The sequence below is a fragment of the Streptomyces sp. NPDC055078 genome, assembly GCF_053607985.1.
The window spans coordinates 1-7087 of the sequence record NZ_JBSGUP010000432.1; the positions used below are offsets into that span (position 1 = coordinate 1).

Consider the following 7087-nt stretch of genomic DNA (forward strand, 5'->3'; position numbering starts at 1 on the left):
CTCCGGCCCCGGGGCGGGGCCCGTTCGTGTGGGCCCGGTGGAGCGGAGTGGTCGTGTCGGGTCCGGTGGGGTGGGGCGGTCGTGTGGGCCCGATGGGGTGGGTGGACCTGGAGAGTGCACAGCGACTCGGGTGGCCCGGGTGGTCTGGGTGGCCCAGGTGGTCCAGGCGGGTCCGGTCGTGCGGCTGGGTGGTCGGTGGGGGAGCGGTGTGTGTCACACACGGGTGTGGTTCCGTGGGCAGGTGGCGGCGGCCTAGGGTCGGGCCATGTTCGCCGCCTACGCTGCCCGTATCGACCTTGACAATCCGCTCAACGGACTGGAGCTGGGCGAACGCCCCGCCCCCGAGGCCCGGCCCGGCTGGACCACCGTGACCGTCAAGGCCGCCTCACTCAACCACCATGACCTCTGGTCCCTGCGGGGCGTCGGCCTCGGTGAGGACCGACTGCCGATGATCCTGGGCTGTGACGCCTCGGGGATCGACGCCGATGGCCGTGAGGTGGTGCTCCACTCCGTCATCGGCCAGACGGGCCATGGTGTCGGGCCCGACGAGCCCCGCTCCATCCTCACCGAGCGCTACCCGGGCACCTTCGCCGAGCAGGTCACCGTCCCCGCCTGGAATGTGCTCCCCAAACCGAGGGAGCTGAGCTTCGAGCAGGCCGCCTGTCTGCCCACGGCCTGGCTCACCGCCTACCGCATGCTCTTCACCAACGCCGGGGTCCGGCCGGGGGACTCCGTACTCGTCCAGGGGGCGGGTGGGGGAGTCGCCACCGCCGCGATCGTCCTCGGCAAGGCCGCAGGGCTGCGGATGTACGCCACCAGCCGGACCGAGGCCAAACGCACGCGGGCCGTCGAGCTGGGTGCCGAGGAGGCGTACGAGCCGGGGGCGCGGCTGCCCCGCCGGGTGGACGCGGTGATCGAGACGGTCGGGGCGGCGACCTGGTCGCACTCGATCAAGTCACTGCGGCCGGGCGGCACTCTGGTGATCTCGGGCGCGACGAGCGGCGACCGCCCCTCGCACGCCGAACTGACCCGGATCTTCTTCCTGGAGCTGAAGGTGGTGGGCTCGACCATGGGGTCCAAGGACGAACTGGAGGACCTCCTCTCCTTCTGTGCGGCGACCGGGGTACGGCCGGTGATCGACGAGGTGCTTCCGCTGGACCGGGCGCGGGAGGGGTTCGAGCGGATGGCGGGCGGTGAGCTGTTCGGCAAGGTGGTGCTGACGCCCTCCTGACCGGGCGCCTCCTGACGGCGCCTCCTGGCCGGACTCCTCTGACGGGACTCTTCTGACAGGGCTTCTTCTGACCGGGCGGCTCGCTGCCGCCGACCGGACTCTTCGAGACTACGCCGCGATCCGTCAACCCGGGTTGACTGTGGACAACTGTCAATGTAGGTTGACACCATGACTGAAGCAACCGATCTCGCCGCACGGGCGGGTGACCGCGACCCACGGGTCGGGCTGCGAGCGGTCGCCGCCCTGCGCCGGCTTCTTGAGCAGCTCGAAGCCGTCCAGGTGCGTGGCGCCCGTAACCAGGGCTGGTCGTGGCAGGAGATCGCGGCCGAGCTGGGCGTCAGCCGGCAGGCTGTACACAAGAAGTACGGGAGGCAGTGATGTTCGAGCGCTTCACCCAGGACGCCCGGGACGTGGTCACGAACTCCGTGACCCAGTCCGAACGCGCGGGCGCGGACTCCATCACCGAGGAACATCTGCTGCTGGCCATCCTCGAACAGCAGGGGACCCGGACGGCCTTCGCCCTCACCGCGCTCGGGATCTTCGACCGGCGGGAGTCGGTCGAGGAAGCGCTCGCGGACGCCCGCAGGCGTGCCGGGCTGTCCAAGTCGGAGGCGGAGGCGCTGGCCGGGCTCGGGATCGATGTGGGCGAGATCGTCTCGCGGGTGGAGGAGACCCACGGGCAGGGTGCCCTCCAGGTCGGCAAGCGGTCCAGGAAATGGTGGTCCGGCCACCGTTCCTTCACCCGGCCGGCCAAGGACACGCTGGAGAAGTCGCTGCGCATCGCCCTCGGCCGGGGCGACCGGCACATCGGCGGTGAGCACCTTCTGCTGGCACTGACCGCCAGGCCGGGGGTCGTCTCGGAAGTGCTGGCCGACCACGGGGTGACCTATGAGGCGGTGGAGCGGGTGATGTACGGGGGCGGCGCGTAGTACCCAGTTCGGTCAGACGGGGACGGGGACGGGGCACGGGTCAGCGGTAGCGCCGCTGGCGGGGGTGCCACAGCGGGGCCGGGGACTCATGGGGAAAGTCCAGAAGCTGTCGGAAGCGCTCGTTCCGGGTCTCGGCCTCCGGCTCTCCCACGGTCTCCGCCCAATGACGGCAGATGACCTGCACAAAGGTCTCCACGGCCTTCGGATCGGCCCGCCGCCAGTGCGGAAACCCCGACAGCCAGCCGATCGCGTCGTCGGCGCTCTGCCCGCACTCCATCAGGCGTACGGCCGTATAGGCGGGGTCGATCCAGGAGGGGCCGATCGCGGGCATCGCCCAGTCGACGAGGTAGGCGTTCCCCCCGTGACGACCCACCATGATGTTGTACGGGTTGGTGTCCGTGTGCAGTAAATGCCTGCCCGTCAGGGCCTCCGTCTCACCCGGTTTCAGATACGCGGCGAACCGCTGCCCGAACCGGGGGAGCGGGGCCTCGGGCGCCCGCAGTCCCCGCAGCCGTTGCAGCGTGAACGTCACCGCCGCCAGATCCGCGCTCCCCGGGCTCAGATCGGCATGCCGGCCGTCGATGTGGATGAAGGCGAGACACAGCCACCCACCGGCGCGGAAACTGTGCCGGATCGTCGGTCCGATGCCCCGCACGGCTGGGTTGACCAGCTCTTCCCAGCGGAGCCCCATCACCGCGTCGGCATCGTTGTCCCTGACCCCCTTGAGGAACAGCGGCCCATTGCCCTTGGTGGTGATGGTGAGCGCGATGGGTGAGTTGAGCCCCCCGGCCACGCGTTCGGCGCTGAGCACCTCACCGGTGCGCTCGGCGACCGCCTGCCGGAGTCCGGCCGGAAGCTCATCCCATTCCATGCCCGCAGCCATACGTTCCCTCTCCTGACACACAGGGCACCCGTCACATGCGCCTGTCCGTCCCTGTGCTCGGCCCCGCGTGGTACGCGGCACCGTGGGTACTCAGTCCCCCGGTGTGCCCGGTACCGCATGTGCTCGCTCCTGCGTTGTGCCGCACTTCCGGCAGCGCTGCTTCCCGCTCCACTGCGTCCAGTCGTGGTCACATGCGCCCGGCGCCCACACCTTCATGACCGTGCTCTCTCGTTCGCTGGACGTGATGTGGTGGAAGCGGGCTCGGATCGGTGCGTGGACGGACAGCGGTTGTGGCGGGGGCGCGACCTCGGCCGGGGACGGTCGCACTCATCCCGTCCCGAATCCTCCGCCGCACCCGCCTCGTTGGCAGTGATTCCCACCGTATCGCTGGACCGGGGTTCGTACAGGTGCTCTTGTGCCGATCACCCCCTGGGGTGGTACTTCCGGCCATGCGCGCCCCAGCCGCGCCCGAGGACAGGGGCGCAGGGGGGCGGGCCCGACGGACGGCGGGAGTGGCCCCGGCGCGCGGCCCGGTGCACTCGACAGCCGTCCTGCCGGCGGCCCGGGGCAGTCGGCAGCCGTCCTGCCGACGGTACTCGGCTACTTCCTGCCTATTCTCAGCAGCGCCGTGATGTGGGCGGCAGCCGTCGACAGATGGCGGCGGGACTCTCCGAGCTGGGCCTCCGAGATGCCGTTGTCCCGCGCCGCGTCACGGATGTCGTCACGGAAGCGGTCGAGCAGCCGGTCCAGATCGCGGGCCGGGTCCCCCGTCGACGGGGCGTCCGACGGCCACTCGGCGGCAGGTGTCTCGTACGACGCGACAAGTCCCGGATCCGGGTACTCGTACGAGGGGTCGGCTCCCAGGTCCGGGGAGTCGTACGACTGGTCAGGCCCCGGATCCGGGGAGTCGTACGAAGGGTCCCAGCCGGCGGGCGCCTGCGACGGGTCCCGCGGCTCCTGGGAGGGCCCTGACGCACCGGACGCGGAGGGTGCGCCGGACGCGGACGACGCGCCCGCCGCGCCCGGGGACGGGTCGGGCCCGGGGGACGGCGCCGCCCACCCCATGCCGCCCTTGGCCAGCCCGGACAGCTGAGCCGTCAGCTCCGAAAGACCCTCCCGCACCCCCGTGGGCCAGTCGCCCCGGGTGAAGTGGTCCTGCACCTGGTCCTGGACCTGCTGGGCGATGCGCTGCATCTCCCGGCGTGCCTTGTCCTGTGCCTCCCTGGCCTGGCGGCGCGCCTGCTGCGCGTCCTCCCGGGCCCGGCGCGCCTGCTCCTGCCACTCATGGGTGACCTTGCGCCACTCCTCCTTCTCCGCACCGGCCGAGGTGCGCGTCCTGGAGGCGGCCGCGCGCATCTCGCTGCGCAGCTTGCCCGCCGCGCCGCGCACATCGTCACGGATCTCCGCGGCCAGCTCCGACACGGACTCCCTGATCTCCAGCTCCAGATCGGCCAGCTCGCCGCTGCGTCCGGCCAGCTCCTCGCGGCCCGCGTCGGTGATCGAGTAGACCTTGCGCCCGCCCTCGGTGGCATGGGTGACCAGGCCCTCGGCCTCCAGCTTGGCCAGCCGCGGATAGACCGTGCCCGCGGAGGGTGCGTACAGCCCCTGGAAACGCTCCTCCAGGAGCCGGATCACCTCGTAGCCATGGCGCGGGGCCTCGTCCAGGAGCTTCAGCAGATACAGGCGCAGACGGCCGTGGGCGAAGACGGGAGCCATGTCAGAGCACCTTCCCGGTGGTGCCTGCCGAACCGCCGGCCGGGCCGGGGGGACCCGATGGGGCGGCGGCGGGCGGGGCGTCGGCCGGATGGGTGTCCGGATCAGTGTCCAGACCGGCGTCCGGGTCAGTGTCCAGACCGGCGTCCAGGTCGGTGTCCAGGTCGTCGGGTGGCCTGCGCAGCAGGGCGATCGAGCCCGAAACGGTCGTCGCTCTGAGCGTCCCGGCGCCCGAGCCCAGGGTGCCGGCGATCTTCTTGGCACCCCACTGGCCGCTCACCCGCAGATCGTCGAACGCGTTGGAGACGGCGCCGCTCGTGGTGTTCGCGTCCACCTTCGCGTCGAGGGGGTGCGGCACCCGGACGGCCAGATCGCCCGACACCGTGGTCAGCTTGATGTCCGTCGGCCGGGGTGCGCCGTCGAGCGGGGCGAGATCTATCAGCATGTCGCCGCTGACGGACTCCGCGCGCACATACCCGCCCGAGCACTCGATCACCGTCAGATCGCCCGAAACGGAATTGTGGCGCAGCTCGCCGCTGACCGACTGGGCCTCCAGATGCCCCGACACCGACTCGGCACGGACGGTCCCGGAGAGCCGCACGAGCGTGGTGTCGCCGCTGACGCTGTGTACGGAGGTGCTTCCCCGGATCCCCGAGATCACCGCCCCCGCGCCCACCACGCCGACCTCGACGGACGCCCCGGACGGGACCGCGAGGGAGACCACGATGTCCCGGTGCCAGCCCTTGCGGTCGAGCCACTTGAGCCAGCCCTGCCACGGCAGGTCCGCATAGGCGACGGTGAGGGACGAGCCCTGCTGGGTCACTATCAGCGGCGGGCCAGCGATACGGGCGACCTCCAGGCGGGCGCGGCCCTCGTCGGTGCCCACCACATTGACCGTGCCATTGACGACGCGCACATTGAGTGCGGTCACCGGGGCGTCGAAGGTGAGCTTCCTCGGCTCGGTGACCTCCCACGTCGACTCCGCCATGACGCTGACCTCCCAGCCGACTGTGACGCAACATATCGCGTCTCCTGGTCAATACGATATATCGCGAATGGAGCTTGTCAAGCCTCCCCTGAGTACCCGTCGAAGGGCCGGCCGAAGGGGCCGTCGAAGCGGTGGCCGAAGAGGCTGTCGACCGTAAACCGTCATAGCGGTACAAAGTGGCCTAGCGTGAGATGTATGAACGCGACACCCGTGGGTGCGCTGCTGCTCTGCCGGGCCGACCTCTCCGCCGTACGGCCGCCCGCCCTGCTGTTGCGTGAGCAGCAGCTCCTCGTCCCGGCCGGAGACGGGTGGAGCGCCCTCGTACCGGAGGGAAAGTCCTGGCGGGGCAGTGGTGACAGTGAGGGCGACCCCGTCGACCGGGTGCTCGTCGGCTGGGCGTCCGCCGTCGCCGTCGCCAGCAACCGGCCCGCGCTCGCCCTGTGGTGGGACGGCGACCGCGCCGGGTTCGTCCTCGCCGCCGGATTCCGCCGGCCCGTCGGATACATCTGGCTCGCGGACGGCACACCCGTGGGCGAGCACGAGGCGATCCGGACGTTCGCCGCGCGCCTCGGGCTCGACCCCGTCCTCGACGTACAGGCGCTGGAGCCGCTCATCCTGCCCGACCCGGAGTCCGACGCCCGCGCCCGGCTGATCGGGCTGATCGCCGTACTCGCCAGGACCGGCCTCGATCTGCCACCGGGGCTCACCCCGGGAGAACCGGCCGACCGCCTCCGCGCCACCGCCCGCGCACTCGGCGCGGAAGCCCTCAGCGGCGGCGAATGGGACGGCTGGCGCGATGCCGTACGGGCTGAACTCCACGCCGTGGAGGAAGGGCTCGACCACTGGCTGCGCGCCCCCAGGGGCCGTACGACCGCCCAGACCCTGGGCGCCGTCCAACTCGCCGTGGGGGTGCCGATGGCTCTCTGGGGTGCCCGCCGCCGCAGCCCCGGCTGGGTCGCGGCGGGGGCGGTGCTGATCGTGAACGGAGCGCTGGGGTATCTGCGGAGCCCCTGGCCGTAGGCCGCGACTGCCCTCGCCAGGCGTCAGACGTCGTCCTCGTCCTCGTCGTCCAGCCGTGCGAGCCAGGTGGCCAGCCGCTCGACCGGCACCTCGAAGTCGGGGTTGAGGTCGACGAACGTACGCAGCTGCTCGGCCAGCCACTCGAAGGTGACCTCCTCCTCGCCGCGCCGCTTCTCCAGCTCCTCGATGCCGCGATCGGTGAAGTACAAGACATGCTCCTGGGACGGGGGGTTCGCCCTCAGGATACGGCGGGATGGCGGGTGCTCCGCGTGGCCCTCCCGGGGCTCCGCCCCGGACCTCGCGCCTCAAACGCCGGCGGGGCT

The 7087-nt window shown here is 71.4% G+C and carries 8 protein-coding genes; 4 read left to right on the forward strand and 4 right to left on the reverse strand.

All coding sequences use genetic code 11. From position 1 onward, the window contains the following. Positions 1-265 precede the first annotated feature (265 nt). From ACWF94_RS28420 to ACWF94_RS28430, 3 genes are all read left to right on the forward strand, one after another. Positions 266-1231, forward strand: coding sequence for a zinc-binding dehydrogenase (locus ACWF94_RS28420; RefSeq protein ID WP_453494499.1), 966 nt, complete (start codon positions 266-268; stop codon positions 1229-1231). A 168-nt stretch (positions 1232-1399) separates the two neighbouring features. Then, a complete protein-coding gene (locus tag ACWF94_RS28425) occupies positions 1400-1609 on the forward strand; it encodes a helix-turn-helix domain-containing protein (RefSeq protein WP_453494502.1) in 210 nt (69 codons plus the stop codon). After that, entirely contained in the window at positions 1609-2160 is a 552-nt protein-coding gene (locus ACWF94_RS28430; RefSeq protein WP_453494504.1) for a Clp protease N-terminal domain-containing protein, read from the forward strand. Before ACWF94_RS28425 ends, ACWF94_RS28430 begins: the two co-directional genes overlap by 1 nt. Positions 2161-2200: 40 nt before the next feature. Here the strand turns inward: ACWF94_RS28430 and ACWF94_RS28435 are convergent, their stop codons facing one another. From ACWF94_RS28435 to ACWF94_RS28445, 3 genes are all read right to left on the reverse strand, one after another. Continuing rightward, positions 2201-3043 (reverse strand): aminoglycoside phosphotransferase, encoded by an 843-nt coding sequence (locus ACWF94_RS28435; RefSeq protein WP_453494507.1) that lies wholly within the window; start codon positions 3041-3043, stop codon positions 2201-2203. Between the two features lie 600 nt (positions 3044-3643). Then, on the reverse strand, positions 3644-4759 hold the full coding sequence (locus ACWF94_RS28440) for a helix-turn-helix transcriptional regulator (RefSeq protein WP_453494510.1): 1116 nt from the start codon (positions 4757-4759) through the stop codon (positions 3644-3646). A 1-nt stretch (position 4760) separates the two neighbouring features. Beyond that, positions 4761-5744: a DUF4097 family beta strand repeat-containing protein gene (locus ACWF94_RS28445; RefSeq protein ID WP_453494513.1), complete on the reverse strand. Its 984-nt coding sequence runs from the start codon at positions 5742-5744 to the stop codon at positions 4761-4763. A gap of 195 nt (positions 5745-5939) precedes the next feature. On the opposite strand from ACWF94_RS28445, the gene ACWF94_RS28450 reads away from it, so the two are divergent. Then, the gene (locus ACWF94_RS28450; RefSeq protein ID WP_453494516.1) at positions 5940-6764 is read left to right on the forward strand and encodes a hypothetical protein; all 825 of its coding nucleotides are present in this window, start codon (positions 5940-5942) and stop codon (positions 6762-6764) included. Positions 6765-6787: 23 nt separating this feature from the next. Here the strand turns inward: ACWF94_RS28450 and ACWF94_RS28455 are convergent, their stop codons facing one another. After that, positions 6788-6973 (reverse strand): DUF6104 family protein, encoded by a 186-nt coding sequence (locus ACWF94_RS28455; protein WP_453494519.1) that lies wholly within the window; start codon positions 6971-6973, stop codon positions 6788-6790. Positions 6974-7087 lie beyond the last annotated feature (114 nt).

What these genes read in the sequence shown, in the direction of transcription:
- ACWF94_RS28425 (WP_453494502.1), top strand. Translation starts at nt 1,400, where the DNA reads ATGACTGAAGCAACCGATCTCGCCGCACGGGCGGGTGACCGCGACCCA.
- ACWF94_RS28440 (WP_453494510.1), bottom strand. Translation starts at nt 4,759, where the DNA reads ATGGCTCCCGTCTTCGCCCACGGCCGTCTGCGCCTGTATCTGCTGAAG.
- ACWF94_RS28420 (WP_453494499.1), top strand. Translation starts at nt 266, where the DNA reads ATGTTCGCCGCCTACGCTGCCCGTATCGACCTTGACAATCCGCTCAAC.
- ACWF94_RS28430 (WP_453494504.1), top strand. Translation starts at nt 1,609, where the DNA reads ATGTTCGAGCGCTTCACCCAGGACGCCCGGGACGTGGTCACGAACTCC.
- ACWF94_RS28445 (WP_453494513.1), bottom strand. Translation starts at nt 5,744, where the DNA reads ATGGCGGAGTCGACGTGGGAGGTCACCGAGCCGAGGAAGCTCACCTTC.
- ACWF94_RS28435 (WP_453494507.1), bottom strand. Translation starts at nt 3,043, where the DNA reads ATGGCTGCGGGCATGGAATGGGATGAGCTTCCGGCCGGACTCCGGCAG.
- ACWF94_RS28450 (WP_453494516.1), top strand. Translation starts at nt 5,940, where the DNA reads ATGAACGCGACACCCGTGGGTGCGCTGCTGCTCTGCCGGGCCGACCTC.